This is a genomic window from Citrobacter sp. Cf125 (assembly GCF_030333935.1).
Classification (GTDB): Bacteria; Pseudomonadota; Gammaproteobacteria; order Enterobacterales; family Enterobacteriaceae; genus Citrobacter; species Citrobacter freundii.
Genome location: NZ_JAOWEY010000025.1, coordinates 713088 through 735373, shown reverse-complemented (window position 1 = coordinate 735373; position 22286 = coordinate 713088). Strand labels below are relative to the sequence as shown.

The following is a 22286-nucleotide window of genomic DNA, read 5'->3' as shown; positions in this document are numbered from 1 at the left end:
ATAGGTATCCCCCCCATTATGGGTGGACATGTGTTTATATATCCGACTATTAACAGAGAGAATATTATGAGCGTTGTGCCTGTAGCCGACGTACTCCAGGGCCGCGTAGCCGTTGACAGCGAAGTCACCGTGCGCGGATGGGTGCGTACCCGCCGAGATTCAAAAGCTGGCATCTCCTTCCTCGCCGTTTATGACGGTTCCTGCTTTGATCCTGTACAGGCCGTCATCAATAATTCTCTGCCCAATTACAATCAGGACGTACTGCACCTGACGACGGGTTGTTCAGTTATCGTAACGGGTAAAGTCGTTGCATCACCTGGACAAGGACAGAGCTTTGAAATTCAGGCCACTGAAGTTGAAGTCGCGGGCTGGGTTGAAGATCCTGATACCTACCCAATGGCGGCTAAGCGTCACAGCATCGAGTATCTGCGTGAAGTGGCGCATATGCGTCCGCGCACCAATATGATTGGTGCGGTAGCGCGCGTACGTCATACGCTGGCGCAAGCGCTGCATCGCTTCTTCCACGAGCAGGGTTTCTTTTGGGTATCGACTCCGCTGATCACCGCTTCCGATACGGAAGGTGCCGGTGAAATGTTCCGTGTTTCTACACTGGATCTGGAAAACCTGCCGCGTAACGATCAGGGTAAAGTCGATTTCGACAAAGACTTCTTTGGTAAGGAAGCGTTCCTGACCGTTTCCGGTCAGTTGAACGGTGAAACCTACGCCTGCGCTCTGTCCAAAATTTATACCTTTGGCCCGACGTTCCGTGCAGAAAACTCTAACACCAGTCGTCACCTGGCAGAGTTCTGGATGCTGGAACCAGAAGTGGCGTTCGCTGACCTGAACGATGTTGCAGGCCTGGCTGAAGCGATGCTGAAATACGCGTTCAAAGCCGTACTGGCAGAGCGTGCGGATGATATGAAATTCTTCGCTGAACGTGTCGACAAGGACGCGATTTCACGCCTGGAACGTTTCATTGACGCTGACTTCGCGCAGGTGGATTACACCGACGCGGTAAGCATTCTGGAAAAATGCGGAAAACAGTTTGAAAACCCGGTTTACTGGGGTGTGGATCTGTCTTCCGAGCATGAACGTTATCTTGCTGAAGAGCACTTTAAAGCGCCGGTGGTGGTGAAAAACTACCCGAAAGATATCAAAGCGTTTTATATGCGCCTTAACGAAGACGGTAAAACCGTTGCTGCAATGGACGTTCTGGCTCCAGGAATCGGCGAAATCATCGGTGGTTCTCAGCGTGAAGAGCGTCTGGACGTGCTGGATGCCCGTATGCTGGAAATGGGTCTGAACAAAGAGGATTACTGGTGGTATCGCGACCTGCGTCGCTACGGTACCGTTCCGCATTCCGGCTTCGGATTGGGCTTCGAGCGTCTGATCGCTTACGTCACCGGCGTGCAAAACGTCCGTGATGTTATTCCGTTCCCGCGTACTCCGCGTAACGCCACCTTCTAAACGTGCGTTATTGTTTCAAAGGCCAGCATTGCTGGCCTTTTTTATACCCTTTTCATGTTATCTGGATACCCATCTCACGTTAAACACAACCATTCAATCCCCTCCACCTGTTACGTAATATTTCATCGCAATACATTTGCACAAAAAATAACCAGTAATTTTATTGTGGATTAGCATTTTCTGATTAAATAGTACATTTTTTAGCCTTTCGCACGGCACTCCAGACGTCCAAAAATCGTTATCTGTAAAATCCAAACTTTCCGGTATTACGGAGAAAAAATAACCTTAGCAAAATTAAATATAAGAAAATCATATAAATAGAAATAAAAACGAGAATTTTCAGCTCAGGGGTATCCGAAGTTTGACGCTGTTCACAAAGTTGCACAAAAATAACATTTTGTTACACACTTTTTCTTTTTGAAACCAAATCTTTATATTTGTAGCACTTTGACGGTAGCGAAACGGTAGTTTGAATGGAAAGATGCCTGTCAGACACATAAAGACACCAAACTCTCATCAATAGTTCCGTAAATTTTCATTGACGGAATTTATTGGCGGCAGTGGCAGGTGTCATATAAAAACCGATGAGGGTAATAAATAATGATGAAGCGCAATATTCTGGCAGTGGTTATCCCTGCTCTGCTGGTAGCCGGGGCAGCTAACGCTGCAGAAGTTTACAACAAAGATGGTAACAAGCTGGATATCTACGGTAAAACCGTTGGTCTGCATTATTTTTCTGACAGCGCTGCTGACGATGGCGATCAGACTTATGCTCGTCTTGGTTTCAAAGGGGAAACTCAGATTAACTCCGAGCTGTCCGGTTACGGTCAGTGGGAATACAACTTTGCCGGTAACAACTCTGAAGGCGGCAGTGACGCTCAGAACGGCAACAAAACCCGTCTGGCATTTGCTGGTCTGAAATATGCCGATCTGGGTTCTTTCGACTACGGTCGTAACTACGGTATCGTTTACGATGCTCTGGGTTACACCGATATGCTGCCAGAATTTGGTGGTGATACCGCATACAGCGACAACTTCTTCGTTGGTCGTGTTGGTGGTGTTGCAACCTACCGTAACTCCAACTTCTTCGGTCTGGTTGACGGTCTGAACTTCGGTATCCAGTATCTGGGTAAAAACGAACGTGATGGCAATACCGGTCGCTCTAACGGCGACGGCGTTGGCGGTTCTGTAAGCTACGAAATGGATGGTTTCGGTATCGTGGGTGCTTACGGCGCAGCTGACCGCACCAACGCGCAGGAAAACTCTTTCTACGGCAATGGCGGTAAAAAAGCTGAGCAGTGGGCGACCGGCGTGAAATACGATGCTAACAACATCTACCTGGCAGCGAACTACGGTGAAACCCGTAACGCGACCCGCATCTCAGGTGCTGGTAACAGCGGTTTTGCGAACAAAACTGAAGACGTATTCGTCGTTGCTCAGTACCAGTTCGATTTCGGCCTGCGTCCGTCCCTCTCCTACAACAAGTCTAAAGCGAAAGACGTAGAAGGTATCGGTGATGTGGATCTGGTCGATTACTTCGAAGTAGGTGCGACCTACTACTTCAACAAAAACATGTCCACCTATGTTGACTACAAGATTAACCAAATCGATTCTGACAACAAACTGGGCGTGAACTCTGACGACATCGTTGCAGTTGGTATCGTTTACCAGTTCTAATAGCAGACCTCTTTGTTAAATGCCTTAAAAACAGGACTTCGGTCCTGTTTTTTTATATCTGCCAGCGGATTCTTGCGTCTTAAAAAAACACCTCAGCTTTTCGTCAGTAACGGTTGGCATTTTGTAAATCTACCGTTAACCTGATAGCGGACTTCCCTTCTGTAATCACTATGGAACCTCGTCATGTTTGAGAACATTACCGCCGCTCCTGCCGACCCCATTTTGGGTCTGGCTGATTTGTTTCGTGCCGATGACCGCCCTGGAAAAATAAACCTCGGGATCGGTGTATATAAAGATGAGACAGGCAAAACGCCGGTGCTGACCAGCGTTAAAAAAGCCGAGCAATATATACTGGAAAATGAAACCACCAAAAACTATCTTGGCATTGACGGTATTCCAGAGTTTGGTCGTTGTACTCAGGAATTACTGTTTGGTAAAACGAGTTCGCTTATCAACGATAAACGCGCACGTACAGCACAGACCCCTGGTGGCACTGGCGCACTTCGCGTGGCAGCTGATTTTCTCGCAAGAAATACGTCGGCTAAACGCGTATGGGTGAGCAACCCAAGCTGGCCGAACCATAAGAGCGTCTTTAACTCTGCCGGTCTGGAAGTTCGTGAATACAACTATTACGATGCGGCGAACCACTCATTAGACTTTGATGCGCTGCTGGCCAGCCTCAGCGAAGCTCAGGCTGGCGATGTGGTACTGTTCCACGGCTGCTGTCATAACCCAACCGGTATCGATCCTACGCTTGAGCAGTGGCAAACGCTGGCTCAGCTTTCTGTCGAGAAAGGATGGTTGCCGCTGTTTGACTTCGCATACCAGGGCTTTGCCCGCGGTCTGGAAGAAGATGCAGAAGGTCTGCGCGCATTCGCCGCGCTGCACAAAGAGCTGATCGTTGCCAGTTCCTACTCCAAGAACTTTGGTCTGTACAATGAGCGCGTGGGTGCCTGTACGCTGGTTGCTGCTGATGCTGAAACCGTCGACCGTGCGTTTAGTCAGATGAAATCAGCCATTCGCGCTAACTATTCCAACCCGCCAGCACACGGCGCATCCGTAGTTGCCACGATTCTGAGCAATGAAGCGCTGCGTGCCATCTGGGAACAGGAACTGACCGATATGCGCCAACGCATTCAGCGCATGCGTTTACTGTTCGTGAATACGCTGCAGGAGAAAGGTGCGAACCGCGACTTCAGCTTTATCATCAAACAGAACGGCATGTTCTCATTCAGCGGCCTGACAAAAGAGCAGGTTCTGCGTCTGCGTGAAGAGTTTGGTGTCTACGCTGTCGCTTCCGGACGTGTAAACGTAGCTGGAATGACGCCAGATAACATGGCACCGCTGTGCGAAGCGATTGTCGCAGTACTGTAATCTATCGCGTACAAAAAAGGCCGCAATAGCGGCCTTTTTATTTATCTGCGGTATTACCAGACAGGCATTTCGTCCTGCAGGAACGGGTTATGAAGCCGTTCGTTACCCAGCGTAGAAAGTGGGCCGTGACCCGGAATAAACGTCACGTCATCGCCCAGCGGCAACAGTTTACGTTTAATCGAATCGATCAGTTGGCTGTGATCTCCGCGCGGAAAATCGCTGCGCCCTACGCCACCTTTGAAAATCACGTCACCCGAAATCAGTAACTTTGATTGCTCATCAAAGAAGACCACATGTCCCGGTGTATGACCCGGACAATGCAACACCTGCAACGTCACGTTGCCAACGCTGACCCGATCACCTTCGTTCAGCCAGCGATCGGGCGTCAGCGGCTCACAATCGCCCAAGCCAAACATGCGGCTCTGCGCAGGGAGACCCTGTAGCCAGAACTCATCTTCTTTTTCCGGACCAATAACCGGTACACCATAATGCTGTGCCAGTTCAGCTGCCGCCCCAACATGATCAAGATGACCGTGAGTAAGCAGGATCTGCATTAGCGTCAGACCGCTGGCATCCACTTCCTGTTTGATTTTCTCGGCATCGCCGCCGGGATCGACCAACGCGGCCAGACGAGTCTGCTCACACCAGATTAGCGAGCAGTTCTGGGCGAATGCAGTGACCGGAATAATACGATAGTTCATACAGCTCCTGTTTCATTAAGCTTATGGATCACCAGTGCCGTGCAGGGCCGGTGTCAATATGCACAAAGTTACTGCTGGGGTAGTATCCTACACCACCTGCGCGCATAGATAACGCAGCTTTGCGAATATTACTTAATGCGATGCCTTCAATATGGAAATCCATGGCCTGCCCTTTGGTGTGGTAGCTTTTCTTGGCCACACCGCGACTGCGCGCACGTAGTTCATTATTGGTATCGACGGAACGATAACCGGAGATCAGCTGTACGGGTTTACGCGTACCCAGCAGGCCCTGCAGACGGAAGAGTTGATCAAACAGTCCGGGGTCAATGGATTTCACTTTATTGGCCCGAAAATCACGGAAAAAGTGGTTAAGTTTTGCTAATTCGTCCTGAATATAGCCCCTGCCATCAAAAAACTCTGCTTTTATTGACTCACCGGTATGCAGGTTATTCAGAGTCAATATACGCGGACGTGGGGTAGAGAGTGTTGCAAACGCAGGCGTAGGCAGGATGGCAGCGCCGAGGGCAATACCACCAAGCGCCAGCAGTTTGCGGCGATTAGCGTCAAATTTGTCCATGGTATTAAGGTCTACAAGGTCAATGTTATCGTATGTATGCTCTAGCGCACGCGGGAAACCTTATCTGGCTAAGTAGTCCACGTCAAGGCTCCCAACCCCAGGAAATACGGGGCTCACAGCCATTTTGCCCCGTTTCCAGCATAACTTACGACAATCATTTTCCTCGAACTGCTTCATTTATCTGATTAATTGCTCGGCTTTTGACACAATTTGTGCGCTGGATCGCGCTGTCAGATCGTAATTGTAAATATCTGTACGATACTGCGTACGACCATCCGGGCCAACAAATGCGGTCAGATAGTAGAGGTTGACCGGAATATTCTGGCGAATATTCACGTACCGCGTATCCCCTTGCTTCAGGGCATCCGAGATGCGGGTATCATTCCAACCCGCGTCCTGTAGCAGCATATTCGCCAGCTCAGATGCCTTATTCACACGCACACAGCCGGAACTTAACGCCCGCGTATCTTTCTGGAACAGATTGTGGTTCGGCGTATCGTGCAGATAAATAGCGTCCGAACTCGGCATATTGAATTTATAGCGTCCGAGCGAGTTACGTGCGCCCGGAGCCTGCTGAAAGCGGAACGGCAGATTGGACGCAGTGATGGTGGCCCAGTCAACCTGCCACGGATCTATCGTCTCTTTACTGTTCCAGCCGCGCATTACGGTATAGCCGTGACGTTCAAGATATCCCGGATCATTCCATAACTTAGGCAGAATATCTTTTCGGGCCAGCGTCGGTGGAACGTTCCACGGTGGGTTAACGACCACGTTATTCAGCGCACTACTCATCATCGGCGTTTTGCGATCTGGACGCCCGACAATAACGCGCGAGGCCAGCACCTGATTGCCATTCTGATAATAAACCAGCGAATAGGCAGGAATGTTCACCATGATACCGGTAGACAGCTCACTCGGCAGCAGGCGCAAGCGCTGAATATTTAACGCCAGCACGCCCGCACGCTGAGCAGGCGTTACGTTCAGCCAGTCACGCGTGGCAGGGCCAATCGCGCCATCAGCCCCAAGCCCTTGCCACGTCTGAAAACGCTTTACCGCATCGACAAGTTCACGATCGTAAGCGCTACGTCCTTCTTTAGCAGATGTACTGACGGTGGACTCCAGCATTCCCGTACGACGCAAAATTTCACGCAGCGCAGGGATGTCATTACTCCACTCCCCCGGACGTAGCGTCGCGGTACCGGTTAGCTGCGGCCAGGGACGTGTATCACCTACCAGCTTGAGCAGCGATTCATGCATTGCGGCGTACTGCGGATGCTGCGGTGCCAGGCTGGCAACAAACGAAGTTAGTTGACCGTTATCCAGTGCGACCTGCCACTGGTTGATGACAGAAATCGGCGGCGTCGTTAGCGCATAGGGCTTACCGCTGTAAAGCCAGCGATTACCTTTGACAGGGATATTAGCGATAAAGTGCAGATACCCCATCATCGCATCCGAGAGCACAATGTCTCTCGCCTGACCGGTTACTGCCGGATCAGTCAGAAGTGCAACCCAGGTAGTAAACTGCGGCTGAAAGCCAGCAATCGCGACCTCGGCCAACTGTTGTTGAAAGGCCTTTACCGCATCACGATTTTCCCACATCGGCTTCATTTCACGTGCGGCATACAGCAATTCCAGCTGGCTCATATACACTGGCGTGAAGCCCGCTGGAAGTTGAGATTGTAATTCGGCGCGGGCTTGATCAACTGACACGCCCTGCGGTAACGGTTGAATCCCCGCCATAATAGCCGTCGCGGAAGATTGTACCTGCGGCTGCGATAATGCTGTTGGCTGTTCACTGACGCTCGCAGAGCTATCGCCAGGGATCATTTCAGGCTCATCGGCCTGCGCATTGAACAGTGGAGCGAATGTTACGGCCAGGCACAAACTGATTGCCGACAGCCGACGACCACACATTTTATTAAGCAACATCCCTTGCCCCCTGTTTTCTTTATCATACTCTATAGCCAGGCACCATAAATCGGGTTTGCAACGCCTGTAGACGCCAATACAACTGAAGTATGACGAGTAAGCCTGCATACCCGTCAGGCTTATCTTCAGTATATAAACTTCGCCAATGTTTTACCTGGTATAATGTAAAGAAGTTAAAAGAAATTGCACCTGCAATTGAGACTTTTCGGAAAAGAAGAAAGGCGGTCAAATGACCGCCTTTCTATTTAGCTTGCCTGCGAGGAGGCATCTTCAGTCCCCGGCAGTGGTTCCGGTAACTGAGGCGCAAATCCGCGCAGCCCCACCACATGAACGTGCTCGGTGTTCTGGAAGACTTTACGCACCAGTTTGTAGGTCGTGCCTTTCTCTGGGCTGATGTTTTCCGGGGCAGCGATAATCAGCTGCATCTGCAAACGCTCACACAGCTCAAACAGAGTCGCAATAGAACGCGCATCGAGTCGTGCTGCTTCATCAAGGAACAGCAGGCGGCAAGGAGAGATGTCTTTCCCGCGCAATCTGCGACCTTCATCTTCCCAGCTTTGCACCACCATCACCAGAATAGACATCCCGGTCCCGATCGCTTCACCCGTTGACAGCGCGCCAGATTCAGCACGCAGCCAGCCGTCAGAGCCACGGTTAACCTCAACTTCCATCTCCAGATAGTTACGGTAGTCCAACAGCTCTTCACCTATGGTTTGCGGCGTACGCTGTCCCATGTCAATCTGCGGATTCAGACGTTGATACAGCTTCGCCAGCGCTTCAGAGAAGGTCAGACGATTGCTGTTAAACAGATCCTGATGCTGCTCATGCTGCTCTGAAAGTACGTCCAGCAAGGTAGCATGCGTTTCACGCACATTGACGTTCAGGCGAACGCTGTTAACCTGGCCAAACGACACACTTTGCAGCCCCTGGTTCAGCATGCGAATACGGTTCTGTTCACGCTGAATGGTCTTACGAATAATGTTCGCCACGCTGCGTGAGCTGATCGCCAGTTTCTGTTCACGAGAGGTTAGCTCTTCCGTCAGACGGCTCAGCTCAATCTCCATCTGTTCGATGGCTTCAACCGGATCGTCGGTACGGATAATATCCTGGCGAATACGTTCACGCAGATGCTGGTAAACCGCGACGAAGAACTGGATTTTGCGCTCTGGGCGTTTTGGATCTTCAGACATACGCAACACATCGCGCAGGTGTTCGTTATCCGCAACCGCCAGACGTAGCGCACCGAGCGCCTTATCCGACATCGAACGCAGTTCGTCACCGGAAAGATAGGCCAACTCGCGACGGTGCAGACGACGTTCCACACCGTTATCTTTCACCATCCGCATGACTGCACACCAGCCGGCTTTGGCGGTGACTACCTGCTCGCGCATTTCATGATAATCACGTTCCAGCTTGCGCAGTCTGCGGGTCAGGTTTTCCATCTCCGCTTCGCAGAAGGTCAGTGCTTTCTCAAGTTGGTTACGGCGTGCACGGTTGTTGCTGAGCTGCGCATGCAGTTCGTCACGACGGATACGCGCGCGCTCTTCGGCACCGCTGTCCGCACGAACGCCAATATCCTGCAGTTCACGTTGTAAATCATTAAGCAGCTCTTTTTTGGTGTCATAAGAGCTTTTTAGCGATGCCATGACCTGGTTGTACTGGCTTAACTGTGCAGCATGACTACGCAGCGCTTCACGAGCGCGGGTACGTTCGGCTTCCGCCTGTTCCAGGCGTTCACGCAATTTTTCGTTCAGATCGCTATTACCGCTCAGCATTTCGGCTGAGTCGGAATAACTAAAGTGCGCCCGACGCTGTACGACTTCAGTCAGCGCAAAAGCCTGCTGACGTGCGTCGCGCTGCATCTGCTGGGAATACGTATAGTCTTCCTTCAGTTGTTCAAACTGCTCAGGGTCATTTTGCAGAACTGAAACGATAGGTTCCAGTTTCGCCAACTGATTACCATGTTGCTGTACAAAACGCGCGGCTTCCTGAGCTTCATCCAGACGCTCGCGAATTTCGTCCACGCGATCGGCCAGCGTGTCATCTGCCAGCAGATTCAAGCGCGGCAGCAGGCGGTTCAGCGCGGAGACGCCCTCTTTCGCCTGTTCAAACTGCATACGGCTTTGCTGATTATCATTTTCATGATTGGTCAGCGCACGTTCCAGTTCAACGCGACGGCTATTCAGTTGGCGAATTTCCGCTTCTGGATCGGCTTCAAACGCCACCGACAGATGGCTGCCGATAAAGCGGCTGAACGCCTGATGCAGACGCTGGGTTTTCTGTACATCAAAGGAGAGCGTGGCGAAACGTTCAGACAGCCCTTCACGCTCGGCATGCAGGGTTTCGATACGGCTTTCGCGCGCGGCACGACCAAAAATAGGCACCTTCGGGAAGCGGGAATAACGCCATTGACGCTCGGCGGTTTTCACCACCACCGCATTTTCCAGTTCATCAACGCTGAAGACGCTATCATCGAACGACTGCGGATCCCCTTCGATGAAATAGAGATCTTCCGGGCAATCCGTCAGCCCTTCAAGCTGTTCGGTAATTAGTGATAGATCTGGTACCACGATGGCATGGCGCGAAGGACCGTACAGCGCAGAGAAGTACGGGGCATCTTCAAGGCTAACGTCATCATAAATTTCTGACAGCAGCACGCCGCCAAAGCGTTCAGCCAGCGCGTTCAGACGCTGATCTTCCGCACCGCCCGGCTGACTTAAACGTTCAATCTCTTCATCAACCGCATTTTTACGTGCACCGACTTCATCACGCTCAACAATGGCCTCACGCTCGCGCTCCAGCAATTGTTGCAGATACTCGGTCACATCCTGGCTGGAGGTAAACTCTTCGCCACACTGCTCGCTAAGCTGATTCAGGCTATTTTGCGCAGCCAGCCAGACAGGTGCCCGCTTCATCAAATGCTGAATACGGGATTGTAGCTGTTCCTGTTCCTGACGCAGCGTCATACGCTGTTCGCTGGCAGACGAGACGCTGTCCGACAAGGCGGCGATGCGCGCTTCCAGTTCCTGGTGCAGCGCTTCCAGCTCATCGATATCAAACTGTTTACCCTGACGCTTGCAGAATTCGGCCAGCAGACGCTCGGCATCCTGCTGTTCGCGCAGACGCTGCTCCAGTTCGCTCAGTCGCATACGCAATGGCTGAACCTGTTCCGCCAGGTGGCGCTGTTCAACGCCTTCGCGCAGCAGTTCACGCGCCACGCTCCAGGCTTCACTACGTGCCAGCGGGCCGTTGATAGCCGCCACCAGCTGATAAGCCTGTTCGAACTGGCTATGCGCGGTTTGCGCCACGCTCATTTTTTGTTCAAGCGTTAGCAGTTTTTCAGTGGCTTCCTGCTCTTTGGCCTGGAAAGTCTCCAGCCATTCGGCGGCGCTGTCGGCTGTCAGATCCGGTAGGTGGCAGAGCTCTTTCGCCCGATTTAGGGCCTGGATCGCCTGGGTATACTGGATGGCTCGCGTCTGCTGGACGTCCAGCGCCTGCTGGTAATCGGCAAGCTGGCTTTTCAGCTCATCCACTTCCAGTTCGGCGGCTTCCGCGCGGGCTTCGTTTTCATCCTGGCGGTCAACGGCTTCCGCAACCACCTCATTTTGTTCTTCAAGACGGATCTGCAGTTCTTCGAGATCCGCTTCGTAGCGTTCAATTTTTTCCTGCTGACGCAGCGCGGTTTGCACCAGATTCAGGTGATCGCTCGCGGCCTGATAATCGGCTTCAAGATCGCCTTCGGCGCCGTTATGCTCGCCCAGTTCACGCGCCATATCCACGTGCTTGTACTGCTCTGCCGCCAGCTGCTTACGTGAGGTATACAGTTCACGACGATATTCCAGTGCTTTATCCAGATGGATACGACGTTCGTTGGCATGGCGCATATAATCCGCAGCCACATAGTTGGTCGCTTCGCTGATCAAATGCTTAAACAGGTCGCGGTCAGACTGGGTTACGCGAATCGCTTCAAGCGTCATGCGGTTTTCACGCAGCGCGGCTTCCATATCCTGGAACGCTTTACGGACGCCGCCGTTTTCCGGCAGCAGGTAGTCACGCAGTGAACGGGTAATGGCGCTGGAGATCCCGCCGTACAGCGAGGCTTCAATCAAACGGTAGAATTTACTACGATCAGACGCGGAGCGCAGACGGCGAGCAATGATGCCCAGATCGAACATCAGCGAATGATAATCGGTTATTGAGTTGAACTGCTTAAACTGCACACCTTCCATCTCATCAAGCTTCTCTTTCAGCTCAGGTAGAGACAGTACGCGCGCCTGGCGTTCGTTCAGCGTTTCCGTCACCAGTTGGGTTGGCTGTACCGACATCGGCAGCCCCTGAATGGCAAACGGTTTGATATCCACTTTGCGATCACGACCCGCAACCTGTTGCAGACGCACACCCACGACCACGCGCTGATGACGCGAGTTGAGGACGTCGAGCATTGAGTAACAGACCCCTGCTTTCAGCTTACCGTGCAGACCTTTATCACGTGAACCGCTGGTTGCACCAGCTTCGGTGGTGTTACGGAAATGCAGCAGAGTTAAGTCCGGAATGAGCGCCGTAACAAATGCCGCCATGGTGGTGGATTTACCCGCACCGTTACCACCGGACAGCGTGGTGACCAGCTCATCGAGATCAAACGTACGGGCAAAAAAACCATTCCAGTTAATCAGCGTAAGTGAGCGAAATTTACCGCGTTCAATCATTATTCTTCTTCTCCACTGTCCGGCTGATTCTCTTCGGGCTCATCGTTGAGCTGCAGACGGTTCTCGACCGCCATCGCTTCACCATCACGAATTAAGCGACGCTGTGCTTCACGCGGATCGTCACCGCTACGCACATCCGCGCCAAAGCGGAAGACAGATTCTGTAATACGGAATTTGCTGCTGTCGTGGCCCAGAAACCACACCATGCCTAAGCGGCGCAAGCGGTTGAGCGAAGAACGCACTTTTTCCTGTAGCTTCTGGCGGTCAACGTCAGAACCGGTTGAACGGTTGTTTACCAGCTTCAGCAGTTTGGCTTCATCCGCCAGCGTTAACAGCTCGTCATACAGCTCTTGCTGGGTAAAAATCCCTTCGTTCGCCAGGCGTTCCGGGCTGAGATAGAGGTAGCACAGAATTTTACCCACCATCATGTCCAGTTCAGACAGGACCGAACGCGGAATGAGCGTCGTTGAACGCGGACGAAGGTAAAAGAACCCTTCCGGCGCACGGATCAATTCCACGTTGTAGCGGTTGTAAAACTCTTCAAAATATTCCTGAAAATCCATCAGGAAGGCATGATTATCCAGTTCATCCAGACCGATATGGCGGCCCGAACGTAAGGCGCTATCCAGCGCCGGAAATAACGGATTCGCCAGCGCCTGCGCCAGCTTTACCGGCATCACTTGTTCAATATTTGTCAATGACATGCGCCTGTACCTTGGCTCCGTAATCATTAATCGGCTGCCATTTGGCTGGCAGTCCAGTGAAGTCTGCTTGCGCTACGCCAAGGCGTACCGCCTGATCGATAACAATACGCGCGACGTCGAAATGACGCGCACGTGGGTATTGCGCCAGATACTCGCGCACTACCAAACCGAGATCCAGTGGTGTTTGTCTGGATTTGTAGATAGCCAGCTGTTCTTCGATGATCGCCGCCAGTTGTTCACGGATCTCGTTAAATTCTTCATATTCCAGATCTTCCGGAAGTTCACCGGTGACCTCTTCGTCACGCAGCACCATCTCCTCGTCACGCATATCCAGCAGACGATCGGCGTTGGCATAGGTCAGCGCCCATGGGTCGTCAAAGTAGGTCTGCACGGACTGACGCAGACGCTGGGCGAAGACGCGGTTTTTATCCATATCGATCGCGGTACGGATAAATTTATGCACATGACGATCGTAGCCGATCCACAAGTCAATGGACTGCTGACCCCAGCTAATAATGCGGTCGAGCTTGCTTTGTAAATCAAACACCAGCCGATCAACAAAATGCAAATCATCATGCGTCATTGTGGCGTCCTGGATGCGTAACAGGTTAGCCTGTAGCTTATCCCCCGCCGCCTCCAGCGTATCCTGCAGTTCACGCAGCGTACCAGACGTTTCAGAAAGCAACAGTTCACAGCTGGAAATCGCCGCCCGCCAGTCTTTGTTTAGCAACTGTGCGATGTCGTCTTTTACCTGCTGCTGCTGTTCATCCATGATGCGCTGGGTCAGATCGATACTGTCGAAAATCTCCGCCACCGAGTATTTCAATGGCGCATAGACGTTGCGGTGCCAGTGGAACTCATCGCCACCTTCCGCTGCCGCATCCGCCGCGCGCTTCAGTTCGCCTGCAACAATCGACAGTTGCATGGAAAGACGCAGCGTAGAGAACTCGCGCTGACGAATATAGTAATCTGTGATGCCAATCCCGAGCGGCGTTAAACGGTAAATGGCGTTGCCTTCAGCCTGCTCGCTGGTAAAGCGGTTCAGCAGACGTTGACGCACCATATCGTTGATCGCGTTGTTGGCGCGGACGCCGATGGTTTCGCTGGTTTGCTCAAACGCATCACTCACATGGCGGAACGCATCCACCAGTTCACCTTCACTCATCTCACCGTCAAGTCGCTCACCGTTCAATGTGGCGACCGCCAGCAGGAACGAAAGTCTGTCTACCGGCAGAGAGATGGAGAAGTCATTTTTTCTGGCCCAGGCAACCAGTTCGGGGACTGTCTGGGAAAATTCACTCATAGGTTATCCTTGCATCTGCGGCTCGGGCCGGACGTTTAATCGCGGTGACATGAATATAGCGCCCAAGGCTGATATACGGTTCCTGGCGGCAATAGCGCGTTTCTATTTCTGTTAAAGCATCAAAACAGTCATGCTGTTTTTGTTTATCACGCAGATAATCATGAAACACCCTCACGCCCGTTTTACCGGTTATCTCCCAGCCAATCTCCTCCAGCCAGCCATAGACCTGCTGAGGGTCGCGCGGGAAATCGGGAGACAACGTGCGCCGTTTCTTTTTATACATTCCCTGCTGTACATAGCCGAAATTACCGACCAACACATTACGCATCAACAGGCCATTTGCATTGTAGAACATCAGCGATAAAGCACCGCCCGGGCGTAACATCGACCACAATGTTTTTAAGACGGCTTGTGGATCGGCCACCCATTCCAGCACAGCATGAAACAATATCAGATCAACCTGAGAATCCAAATGCTGTGGGATGTCCTGAGCGGCACAATGTATAAAATGCATGTTGTCGCTCACACCTTGCTCTTCTGCCGCCCGTTGCGCTCGCGCCACCATCTCAGCAGAAAGATCGCACAAGGTAACGTGATGGCCCCGCTGCGCCATCAGAATGGCTGTCTGCCCTTCTCCGCCACCCGCATCAAGCACACGCAATGTCTGGCCCGCGTATTCGGCAAGAAGTTTGTCCAGATCCTGCCAGAGGATCGTCTGGCGAAGCTGACCTTTAGTGGTGCCGTAAATGTTACGGGAAAACTTCTCTGCAATGTCATCAAAATTGCGATCCCGCATCGGGCTCTCCACACGCTGGCTTTAAGGTGACTAAGTAAAACCGCTATTTTGTCACACCCACGCCGAGAATGAACCTTCCTGGTGTAATATCCCTGCAGATCCCCTGCTGTATGGTTAAAAAAGGAACCAAAAAGGATGCTTTTTACGCTGAAGAAAGTGATTGGCGGTATGATGCTGCCACTTCCGCTAATGCTCATTATCATGGGTACAGGCCTGGTGCTGCTCTGGTTTAGTCGCTTTCAAAAAACAGGGAAAGTGTGCATTAGCCTGAGTTGGCTGGCGCTGTTACTTCTTAGCTTGCAACCCGTCGCTGATAGCCTACTGAAACCGATTGAGGACAGCTATCCAACCTGGCAGGATACACAAAAAGTGGAATACATTGTGGTGCTGGGCGGAGGGTATACCTGGAATCCTCAGTGGGCACCAAGTTCAAACCTAATCAGCAACAGTCTTCCGCGTCTGAATGAAGGTATTCGCCTCTGGCGTGCTAATCCGGGATCGAAGCTTATCTTTACCGGTGCTGCGGCAAAGAGCAATAACGTCAGTACTGCAGAAGCGGGAGCCCGCGTAGCGCAGTCACTGGGTGTGCCACCCGGTGATATCATCACGCTGGATAAACCTAAAGATACTGAAGAAGAAGCCGCAGCAGTTAAGCAGGCCATCGGCAGCGCGCCGTTCCTGCTGGTGACCTCCGCATCGCACTTACCACGAGCAATGATTTTCTTCCAACAGGCTGGGCTACAACCGTTGCCCGCGCCGGCTAATCAGTTAGCAATTGATTCACCGCTAAATCCGTGGGAGCGCGCGATCCCCTCTCCCGTCTGGTTGATGCATAGCGATCGTGTTGGTTACGAAACATTGGGTCGCATCTGGCAGTGGTTAAAGGGATCGGAGCACTGACAGAAATATTGCCTGACGGCGACGCTAACGCGGCTTATCAGCCCCAGGCGTTCAGCGCAGAATTGTAGGCCGGATAAGGCGCTCACGCCGCCATCCGGCAATGCCGTAACGGGATAGTCAGGCGAGCCACGGCAGCAGTGATTTCGTTGCCAGGTCAAAGTTGGTGCGATTAAAACGTCCGGTATTGACCAGTTGCGCCACCTCATCCCATAACACATACAGCCAGCGCCGCCAGATGAAGGACTCCGCCACGGGCGCGCGTTGCAGGTATTGCCAAAGCAGGCTTTCCGCCAGCGCGTTATCCATTAAACGGAACAATTCATACTCTCTGGGCGCCCACAGCATCAACCCCGGTCCCACCATGGCCAGTAGCTGATCGCTACGGGCGTCTTTGAGCATGCTACGTAAACTGAAATTACCGTGGATTAGTACGCAGTTATCATTGAATCCTTCAAATAAAGCGGGTAAACACTCACGGGTACGAAACAGGATGCGCTTATCCTGCATCGTCAAGCCAGTATTATTGAACTGATTTAACGTGGTCCACAGCACCTCAACACGCTGGCGATACCAGGATGGCCAGATATTCTCTTGCGTGTTATCCACCATTCCCACGCAGCCACGGCTATCCTGCCGATGCCATGACAGCAGACCTTCTACGATCTGATCTTTTAAATGTTCCCAGCGTTCGGGCGTTCGGGCTGGCGCTTCCACCGACACACCCCGTAAACGCTCAAGCAGTAACACATCGGGGCCGGGATGCTCTTCGTGGGTCAAGACCCCGTAAATGACGGGCATACGCACCGTACCGCTGCGCGCTAACATGGAGGTTTTCCATGCCAGTTGCTGCGCCATACCTGGCGTGGTGAAACTTCTCGCCATCAGCGGCATCGGATTTCCCTGGCTGTCGTACAGTGACCACAGGGCCGTATCCACTTTTTCATTCACGCATTCTATACGACTGAGTTTTTCGCCCAGCAGGTGGCTGAGTTCGGCACGCAACTGTTCCATTTCAGATTGCCCTCATAAATGCTACTGCTTTCATAATGAGCGTCGGGCAGACAGATGTCACCCGGATGAGATCAATTGATGAAAAGAAAAGTTGAGGGAAAGCGCAACGATACGACACTCCTCCCAAAAATACGCATCAATATGGGGGAGTGCCGTGAGAAAAACTAAGGCATTTCAGCGCGAACGCGCTCGAGATCTTCGGTAGTGTCTACGCCGGTACCCGGGACTTCTTTTGCGACGGCAACGTGAATTTTTTCGCCGTACCACAGCACTCGCAGCTGCTCCAGCATTTCGATATGCTCAAGCGGGCTAGGCTGCCAGTTAACATAGCGGCGAATAAAACCGGCGCGATAGCCGTAAATGCCCAGATGGCGCAGGAAGGTGTCCCCCACCGTTTCCAGACTTTTGGCGAAACGATCGCGATCCCATGGGATGGTCGCGCGTGAAAAATAGAGCGCATATCCTTCAGCGTCCAAAACGACTTTTACCGCATTCGGATTAAATGCCTCTTCCGCACTGTGAATCGGAGCCGCAAGAGTCGCCATGCCGACCTGACGTTGCGCCAGATTCTCAGCCACCTGGCGAATAATGACCGCCGGAATCATCGGCTCATCACCCTGTACGTTCACAATAACGGTATCATCGCTAAAACCACATTTCTCGACGACTTCCGCCAGGCGCTCCGTACCAGACTGGTGATCGGCGCGGGTCATGCACACTTCCCCCCCCACCGCTTCTACCGCGCGAGCAACATCCTCGTGATCGGTGGCCACGATGATACGTTCAGCGCCAGATTCACGCGCACGCTCCAGGACATGCACGATCATAGGCTTGCCGTTGATATCCAGTAGCGGCTTGCCCGGCAGACGAGTGGACGCATAACGCGCAGGAATAATGACCACAAAACTCATGATTTACTCTCATCAGCAGTCAGAACGCGGGCTTCGGTTTCCAGTAACACAGGAATGCCATCACGCAGTGGGAAAGCAAGGTTATCCAGTTTACAAATCAGTTCCTGTTTTTCCTGGTTAAACCAGAGTTTGCCATTGCATACCGGGCAGGCAATGATTTCAAGCAGACGATGATCCATAGTTCCTCCAGATGGACCGGATTGTGAATCCGTAAATATTAACATAATCGCTTAATGGGCTGGGTCTATTTCCCAACCATGGCGTGCATCAGCAAATAAACCTTCAGGATAACGTCCCAGCGTCACGCGTGTTGCCAGTTGCCAGCGGGCAAAATCGTCAATCGCCTGAAACAATCCTTTTTGCAAAGTCACCCCAGGCTTAACCCCATCCTGTAACCACAGCGAAATCACGTCCAGCACGCCCGTTTTACGGTGCATTTTGGCATCCATTCGCCCAACCAACTGCCCGCGGTGCAGCAACGGCAAGACGAAATAACCGTACTGACGTTTTGGTGCTGGCGTGTAACACTCCAGCCGGTAGCTAAAATCGAATAGCTGCTCTGCCCGTTTACGATCCCAAACCACCGGATCAAAAGGCGATAACACTGCGCTGTGGGTCGCCGTTAATTTGCCCGCCAGCGCCTGTTCGAGTAGCGGCTGAAGGTGGCTATGCAGCCACAGCGTTCCCAGCCCTTCAACGTCGACAGGAATAATCTGTTGCTGTTCCGCCCGTTCGTTGCACCAGTTTTTTAGCGCCGGGCGCTTCAGGCGATAGTAGTCTGCCAGCCATTGTTCGCGGAAAATCCCCAGACTGCGGGCGCTGTTATCCAGCATGACGCTTTCAGCATCTTCCTGTGAAAGTGGGTCGCGTTCATCGTCCCAGTGTGGCATGACGCGATGGGTTAAATCATACACGCGCTGGAAATTACGCCGTTCCACCACCATCACTTTCCCGGCAGTGAACAGCCCTTCAAGATGACGCTTTTGCGGTTTCCATTCCCACCAGCCGCTGCTCCCCTTGCGTGGATGCTCAAAATCAGCAGATCGTACCGGTCCGTTATGCTGGATGTGCTGGAGCAGTTGCTCAATTTCATGAGCATGTTCTTTCATCCACGCCGCTTTATACTTCCAGCCCATATTCTCCGGGGCCAGCATGCGGTGACGTATCAGCATAAAATCGCTGCGCGGCAAAAAGCAGGCCTCGTGCGCCCAGTATTCCATCAGTTCGCCCTGCTGTAACGAGTCGTCCAGCCATTGGGGTGAATAATCGCCTAAACGACTAAACAGCACCAGGTAAGGACTTCGCGCCACAATATTGATGGTATCGATTTGCAGTAACGACATGCGCGAAATAGTCGCGAGAATATCTGCCGGGGTTGCCCGACGGCGTGTTTTTTTCAGCAGACCTTGAGCGGCAAGGTGAAGATGACGGGCATCCGTCAGAGAAAGGTGCGGCAACGACATCTATGGCCTCATAAATGATTCGCTGCCGCAGCGTGAATCAGTTAGCGAGTCAGCGAGATTAAGCTATCCAGCAACACGTCAGGCCGATCGCCTGACAAATGTGCGTCAACAGGTAAATACCACCAGTTTTCATCGGCAAATGCCCGGCACTTAACCGCATCTTTTTCCGTCATCACCAGCGTTTGCCCGGCGTTTACAAACGCACTGACGTCACTGTAGGTCAGAGACTGATGGTCTGCCAGCGCAATGCTTTTTTGCACGCTGGCACCGCATGCTTTCAGCGTGGCAAAAAAACGCGGAGGGTGACCAATGCCCGCCATGGCGACAATATTGGGCAATTGCGCTACATCACGGCGTTCGCCTGTACGTAAATTAACGGCCAGCCCCGGTTCAAGTCGCATAGGGATTTCACCTGGTTGCGCAACGCCACCGTTAACAATAGTCGCATCCACCGATTTTAAGCGACCTGCGCGTTCCCGCATTGGACCAGCGGGAAGCCACCAGCCGTTGCCAAACCGACGTTCGCCGTCAATAACCACGATTTCAACATCTCGCGCCAGACGATAGTGCTGTAGCCCATCGTCGGTCACAATAATCTGCACGTCATGTTGGGCCAAAATGGCTTTTACCGCATCCGATCTTACCGGGGATACCGCTACCGGCACGCCGGTACGTTGGGCGATCAGCACAGGTTCATCACCCGCTTCTGCGGTAGTGGTCTCTGCGGTCAATAACAACGGGTAAGCAGCCGCTTTCCCGCCGTAACCACGCGACACCACGCCCACGCGAATCCCGCGTTGCTGCAGTTGTTCAACCAGCCAAATCACCACCGGTGTTTTGCCATTGCCGCCGGCTGTAAGGTTTCCGACCACCACAACCGGTACTGGCGCGCGCCAAGCGCGTTTCAGCCCAAGCTTGTAGCATAGGCGGATCCCGCCACTCACCAGGCCATAAAGCCAGGAGAGTGGAAGTAACAATCGCCACAGCGGCGATTCACCAGACCAGATACGTGTGATCATTGACCGAATTGCATTTTGTGTAATTGCGCATAGACCCCGCGCTGCTCAATCAGGTCGCTATGGGTTCCGCGCTCGACAATCAGACCATCCTCCACCACGATGATTTCGTCGGCTTGTTCAATGGTTGAAAGACGGTGAGCAATGACCAGAGAAGTACGGTTTTTCTGTAGCTCATCCAGCGCAGACTGAATCGCACGTTCAGATTCGGTATCAAGAGCTGATGTTGCTTCATCAAGGATCAGAATTGGGCTGTCACGCAACAAGGCACGGGCGATAGCGATACGCTGACGTTGTCCGCCGGAAAGCAGGACGCCGTTTTCACCAATCACCGTATCCAGACCATTATCCATCTTGTTGATGAAATCCATGGCGTAGGCCATCTGTGCCGCTTTTTCGATCTGCTCACGGCTGTACATATCGGTACGCGCGTAGGCGATGTTGTTGGCAACCGTATCGTTAAACAAGTGCACATTCTGCGAAACCAACGCAACCTGATCGCGCAGGGATGCCAGGGTATATTCGCGCAGATCGTGTCCGTCCATCAGAATCTGCCCTTCATCAATATCGTAGAAGCGCGTAATCAGGCTGGCGATGGTGGATTTTCCTGAGCCCGAACGGCCAACCAGAGCAACGGTTTTACCCGCGGGAATATTCAGGTTGATGTTACGCAGAGCCGGTACTTCACGTCCCGGATAGGTGAAAGTCACGTTGCGGAACTCGAGATCGCCGGTAGCACGCTCGATAACACGTTTACCTTCATCTTTCTCCTGTTCGCTATCCAGAATCGTAAATAAGGTCTGGCATGCCGCCATACCGCGCTGGAACTGCGCGTTGACGTTGGTCAGCGATTTCAACGGACGCATCAGCGCGATCATTGAGGAGAAGACAACCGTAATTGTCCCTGCCGTCAGGTTTTCCATTACGCTTGGGAAGCTGGCCGCATATAACACGAAGGCCAGAGCCAGAGACGCAATCAACTGGATGATAGGGTCGGAGATAGAAGAAGCGGAAACCATCTTCATACCCTGCAAACGCATCTTGTTGCTGACCTTATCAAAGCGCTTGGTTTCGACTTCCTGACCACCAAAAATCAGAACTTCTTTGTGGCCTTTCAGCATCTGCTCCGCACTGGTCGTAACCTGCCCCATAGTGTTTTGCATGTTTTTACTGATGCTACGAAAGCGCTTGGAAACCACACGGATCGCCACTGACACAATTGGCGCCAGTACAATCAGGATCAGTGACAGCTGCCAGCTGTAATAGAACATCATGATAAACAGGCCAATGATTGAGGCCCCTTCACGTACCACGGTGATCAGCGCGCCGGAAGACGATGACGCGACCTGCTCTGAATCATAGGTAATACGTGACAACAGCGTACCTGTAGACTGTTTATCAAAAAAGGAGACTGGCATGCCCATCATATGACCAAACAGGCGGCGACGCATGGTCATGACCACTTTGCCTGACACCCATGAGATACAGTAGCTGGAGACATAACTGGTTAAGCCACGAACTATCATCAGCCCAATGACCACCAGCGGCATCCACAGCAGCACCGAACGATCCGTTTTACCAAAACCATCATCCAGTAATGGTTTAAGGAGCGATAACATGAAGGTATCGCTGGCCGCGTTAAGGACTAACGCTATACCCGCCACGATCAGACCCGATTTAAAAGGCGCTATGGTTGGCCATAGTCGGCGAAACGTCTGCCACGTAGAGAGATCTTTATCGTTATGCATTCA

At 52.3% G+C, this 22286-nt stretch carries 17 protein-coding genes; 4 read left to right on the top strand and 13 right to left on the bottom strand.

Annotated elements, in window-relative coordinates; translation table 11 throughout:
* The first annotated feature begins 66 nt into the window (after nt 1-66).
* The 3 genes from asnS to aspC all read left to right on the top strand — a co-directional run bounded on the left by asnS (nt 67) and on the right by aspC (nt 4518).
* Complete coding sequence (gene asnS, locus OGV89_RS20120) at nt 67-1467, top strand: asparagine--tRNA ligase (protein ID WP_032936329.1); 1401 nt, start codon at nt 67-69, stop codon at nt 1465-1467.
* Between the two features lie 600 nt (nt 1468-2067).
* Nucleotides 2068-3144: a porin OmpF gene (gene ompF, locus OGV89_RS20115; protein ID WP_016149871.1), complete on the top strand. Its 1077-nt coding sequence runs from the start codon at nt 2068-2070 to the stop codon at nt 3142-3144.
* A gap of 183 nt (nt 3145-3327) precedes the next feature.
* On the top strand, nt 3328-4518 hold the full coding sequence (aspC, locus tag OGV89_RS20110; RefSeq protein WP_044712521.1) for an aspartate transaminase: 1191 nt from the start codon (nt 3328-3330) through the stop codon (nt 4516-4518).
* Nucleotides 4519-4571: 53 nt separating this feature from the next.
* Here the strand turns inward: aspC and OGV89_RS20105 are convergent, their stop codons facing one another.
* The 7 genes from OGV89_RS20105 to cmoM all read right to left on the bottom strand — a co-directional run bounded on the left by OGV89_RS20105 (nt 4572) and on the right by cmoM (nt 15234).
* A complete protein-coding gene (locus OGV89_RS20105; protein WP_003035823.1) occupies nt 4572-5219 on the bottom strand; it encodes an MBL fold metallo-hydrolase in 648 nt (215 codons plus the stop codon).
* A gap of 28 nt (nt 5220-5247) precedes the next feature.
* The gene (gene mepK, locus OGV89_RS20100) at nt 5248-5796 is read right to left on the bottom strand and encodes a peptidoglycan L,D-endopeptidase MepK (protein WP_003035820.1); all 549 of its coding nucleotides are present in this window, start codon (nt 5794-5796) and stop codon (nt 5248-5250) included.
* Between the two features lie 177 nt (nt 5797-5973).
* The gene (ldtD, locus tag OGV89_RS20095; protein ID WP_003836872.1) at nt 5974-7725 is read right to left on the bottom strand and encodes a L,D-transpeptidase; all 1752 of its coding nucleotides are present in this window, start codon (nt 7723-7725) and stop codon (nt 5974-5976) included.
* Nucleotides 7726-7970: 245 nt separating this feature from the next.
* On the bottom strand, nt 7971-12431 hold the full coding sequence (gene mukB / locus OGV89_RS20090) for a chromosome partition protein MukB (RefSeq protein ID WP_003846984.1): 4461 nt from the start codon (nt 12429-12431) through the stop codon (nt 7971-7973).
* On the bottom strand, nt 12431-13135 hold the full coding sequence (gene mukE, locus OGV89_RS20085) for a chromosome partition protein MukE (protein ID WP_200002959.1): 705 nt from the start codon (nt 13133-13135) through the stop codon (nt 12431-12433). Before mukE ends, mukB begins: the two co-directional genes overlap by 1 nt.
* A complete protein-coding gene (gene mukF, locus OGV89_RS20080; RefSeq protein ID WP_003836877.1) occupies nt 13116-14438 on the bottom strand; it encodes a chromosome partition protein MukF in 1323 nt (440 codons plus the stop codon). Before mukF ends, mukE begins: the two co-directional genes overlap by 20 nt.
* A complete protein-coding gene (cmoM, locus tag OGV89_RS20075) occupies nt 14431-15234 on the bottom strand; it encodes a tRNA uridine 5-oxyacetic acid(34) methyltransferase CmoM (protein ID WP_003846990.1) in 804 nt (267 codons plus the stop codon). The genes mukF and cmoM overlap by 8 nt, the downstream gene beginning before the upstream one ends.
* A gap of 135 nt (nt 15235-15369) precedes the next feature.
* Between cmoM and elyC the strand changes: the two genes are divergently transcribed.
* Complete coding sequence (elyC, locus tag OGV89_RS20070; protein ID WP_003846991.1) at nt 15370-16134, top strand: envelope biogenesis factor ElyC; 765 nt, start codon at nt 15370-15372, stop codon at nt 16132-16134.
* 117 nt (nt 16135-16251) lie between these two features.
* On the opposite strand, the gene OGV89_RS20065 is transcribed toward elyC, so the two are convergent.
* From OGV89_RS20065 to msbA, 6 genes are all read right to left on the bottom strand, one after another.
* A complete protein-coding gene (locus OGV89_RS20065; RefSeq protein WP_003846993.1) occupies nt 16252-17145 on the bottom strand; it encodes a YcbJ family phosphotransferase in 894 nt (297 codons plus the stop codon).
* Nucleotides 17146-17309: 164 nt separating this feature from the next.
* The gene (gene kdsB, locus OGV89_RS20060; RefSeq protein ID WP_003035796.1) at nt 17310-18056 is read right to left on the bottom strand and encodes a 3-deoxy-manno-octulosonate cytidylyltransferase; all 747 of its coding nucleotides are present in this window, start codon (nt 18054-18056) and stop codon (nt 17310-17312) included.
* Nucleotides 18053-18235, bottom strand: a complete 183-nt coding sequence (ycaR, locus tag OGV89_RS20055) for a protein YcaR (RefSeq protein ID WP_003035793.1) — start codon at nt 18233-18235, stop codon at nt 18053-18055. Before ycaR ends, kdsB begins: the two co-directional genes overlap by 4 nt.
* 51 nt (nt 18236-18286) lie before the next feature.
* Nucleotides 18287-19519 carry a winged helix-turn-helix domain-containing protein gene (locus OGV89_RS20050; protein ID WP_003846998.1) on the bottom strand — a complete coding sequence of 411 codons (1233 nt, stop codon included), beginning with the start codon at nt 19517-19519 and terminating at the stop codon, nt 18287-18289.
* A 41-nt stretch (nt 19520-19560) separates the two neighbouring features.
* Complete coding sequence (gene lpxK / locus OGV89_RS20045) at nt 19561-20538, bottom strand: tetraacyldisaccharide 4'-kinase (protein WP_200002960.1); 978 nt, start codon at nt 20536-20538, stop codon at nt 19561-19563.
* Nucleotides 20535-22283: a lipid A ABC transporter ATP-binding protein/permease MsbA gene (msbA, locus tag OGV89_RS20040; protein WP_003035784.1), complete on the bottom strand. Its 1749-nt coding sequence runs from the start codon at nt 22281-22283 to the stop codon at nt 20535-20537. Before msbA ends, lpxK begins: the two co-directional genes overlap by 4 nt.
* Between the last annotated feature and the right edge of the window lie 3 nt (nt 22284-22286).

Excerpts from the sequence above, each read along its gene's own strand:
- asnS (WP_032936329.1), top strand. The coding sequence starts at position 67 with ATGAGCGTTGTGCCTGTAGCCGACGTACTCCAGGGCCGCGTAGCCGTT.
- ompF (WP_016149871.1), top strand. The coding sequence starts at position 2,068 with ATGATGAAGCGCAATATTCTGGCAGTGGTTATCCCTGCTCTGCTGGTA.
- aspC (WP_044712521.1), top strand. The coding sequence starts at position 3,328 with ATGTTTGAGAACATTACCGCCGCTCCTGCCGACCCCATTTTGGGTCTG.
- OGV89_RS20105 (WP_003035823.1), bottom strand. The coding sequence starts at position 5,219 with ATGAACTATCGTATTATTCCGGTCACTGCATTCGCCCAGAACTGCTCG.
- mepK (WP_003035820.1), bottom strand. The coding sequence starts at position 5,796 with ATGGACAAATTTGACGCTAATCGCCGCAAACTGCTGGCGCTTGGTGGT.
- ldtD (WP_003836872.1), bottom strand. The coding sequence starts at position 7,725 with ATGTTGCTTAATAAAATGTGTGGTCGTCGGCTGTCGGCAATCAGTTTG.
- mukB (WP_003846984.1), bottom strand. The coding sequence starts at position 12,431 with ATGATTGAACGCGGTAAATTTCGCTCACTTACGCTGATTAACTGGAAT.
- mukE (WP_200002959.1), bottom strand. The coding sequence starts at position 13,135 with ATGTCATTGACAAATATTGAACAAGTGATGCCGGTAAAGCTGGCGCAG.
- mukF (WP_003836877.1), bottom strand. The coding sequence starts at position 14,438 with ATGAGTGAATTTTCCCAGACAGTCCCCGAACTGGTTGCCTGGGCCAGA.
- cmoM (WP_003846990.1), bottom strand. The coding sequence starts at position 15,234 with ATGCGGGATCGCAATTTTGATGACATTGCAGAGAAGTTTTCCCGTAAC.
- elyC (WP_003846991.1), top strand. The coding sequence starts at position 15,370 with ATGCTTTTTACGCTGAAGAAAGTGATTGGCGGTATGATGCTGCCACTT.
- OGV89_RS20065 (WP_003846993.1), bottom strand. The coding sequence starts at position 17,145 with ATGGAACAGTTGCGTGCCGAACTCAGCCACCTGCTGGGCGAAAAACTC.
- kdsB (WP_003035796.1), bottom strand. The coding sequence starts at position 18,056 with ATGAGTTTTGTGGTCATTATTCCTGCGCGTTATGCGTCCACTCGTCTG.
- ycaR (WP_003035793.1), bottom strand. The coding sequence starts at position 18,235 with ATGGATCATCGTCTGCTTGAAATCATTGCCTGCCCGGTATGCAATGGC.
- OGV89_RS20050 (WP_003846998.1), bottom strand. The coding sequence starts at position 19,519 with ATGTCGTTGCCGCACCTTTCTCTGACGGATGCCCGTCATCTTCACCTT.
- lpxK (WP_200002960.1), bottom strand. The coding sequence starts at position 20,538 with ATGATCACACGTATCTGGTCTGGTGAATCGCCGCTGTGGCGATTGTTA.
- msbA (WP_003035784.1), bottom strand. The coding sequence starts at position 22,283 with ATGCATAACGATAAAGATCTCTCTACGTGGCAGACGTTTCGCCGACTA.